At 58.0% G+C, this 1,717-nt stretch carries 2 pseudogenes; both read left to right on the forward strand.

Annotated features, from left to right (window positions below):
* Positions 1 to 1,077 (forward strand): annotated as a pseudogene (locus ACTHUR_RS10895) (hemagglutinin repeat-containing protein); the annotation flags it as partial.
* 99 nt (positions 1,078 to 1,176) lie between these two features.
* Positions 1,177 to 1,717, forward strand: a pseudogene (locus tag ACTHUR_RS10900) (hypothetical protein); the annotation flags it as partial.

Below are 1,717 nucleotides of genomic sequence, written 5' to 3' on the forward strand. Positions count from 1 at the left end.
GGCGAAGGCGGCTACCACATCACAGCCGACAGCGTCCGGCTTAAAGGCGGCGCCATCGCTTCTGCCGCAGACAAAGACCACAACGAACTGACCGCCCGCAGTTTCAGCTTTGAAGACATCCGCAACGAAAGCAGCTACAGCGCCAGCAGCATGGGCATCGGCGCCGGCTACGGCGGCAGCCTGAAAGGAAGCAACGGCTTCAATCAAAGCGCCTTTGGTCGTGCGTCCCAAACCGCCGGCCAGAACATGAACAAAGGCCTCAACTACAGCCCCACCCTGCCGCAGCATGAAAGCGGCGACAGCCAAGGCTATACCCGCTCCGTACTCAGCGAAGGCAACATCACCATCGGCGGCAAAAAAACCAGTGCCCGCGCTCTCGGCATCCATACCGATTCGGCCACTGCCCATCACGGTGCCGACAGCGTTCCCGATCTGCAAAACCTACTCGACAAACAGCAAACCGTCGCCCAATCGACTGCCGCCATCCACAGTGCCGTCGGCACCTATAGGAGCAACCGTGCCAAAGCGGCAGCCGAAGAGCTGGAAAAACAACAAGCCGCCCACGAAGGCCGTCTGGAAGAACAAAACGACGGCAGCTACGAACACTATCTCAGCCTAAGCGACGCACAACGGCAGCAGGAGATGCTGGCCCATTCCCCCGCCTACGCCCAAGCCTACCAAGAAGCCCGAAGCTGGGGCATAGGCGGCAGCAAAAGCCGTGCGCTTAGCGCCGCCGAAACCCTGATTACCGGCGCATTGGGCGGCCAGGGTGATTTACAGCTGGCGGCCAATACGTTGGCACCGTATGCCGCAGCCGCCATCGGCAAGCGCTTCGGCCACGGTGAAAACAAAAACGAAGCCGCGCAAGCAATCAGCCACTTTATGCTCGGTGCCGCCTTAGCCTACGCCAACGGCGCCGACCCGCTGGCCGGCGGCAGCGCCGCCGTTGCCGCCGAACGCGCAGCCGAATACCTGGCCAAACAATACGACGACGGCCGCACTGCCATCGACCCGATAACGGGGAAATTCAATCCCAACCTGTTACCCGAACACATCAAAGAAGAGATCAAAGCGTAGACCGGTGCGGTTGCTTCGGTAGTCGGTGCCGCCGGAGGCATCCTGAACGGCACCAACGGCGCAAACACCAATGCCCTGTTCAACGCACAGGTAGGGGGCGTGTTGGGGCAGAATGCGGTGGAGAATAATGCCCTAAACCGTTTAGACGGATTCACACCCGGCGAACGAAGCCTGAGAGCCAGAGCAGATAAGATCTACCAAAACAATCCAAAGGGCAAAGACCTTTACATCCGCTCTTACGAAGCCTATGAATTAGAAGCATCCTATCTGGCAGCCAAAGAGATTGTTGTAGGCACATGGGAGGGCATACGCCACCCGTGGGACAATACCATTGTTCCATTGGCCGAAGCCGTTTCCAGTCCCGTGCAAACAGTCAACAAAGTTGTGATGTCCTACGAAAACTGGAAAGCGGTTCGCGACGAAGCATATATCAACGATCCGCAACTTGCAGGCAGAATGGACGCAATGTTTGATGCCCGGGTTGGAACCAATGCAGCATTTATGGTTGTCAGCGGCGGGACGGCATCTGCCATTGTCCGCTCGCGTGCCGCCGCAAAGGTAGTGAAGAGTGCCGGGAATTTAAGCAAAAACGGCAAACTCAAATTCGGGCCAAGCAGTCTGTCGTCTTCGGCATTGAAAG

The sequence above is a fragment of the Neisseria sp. P0021.S007 genome (assembly GCF_051956855.1).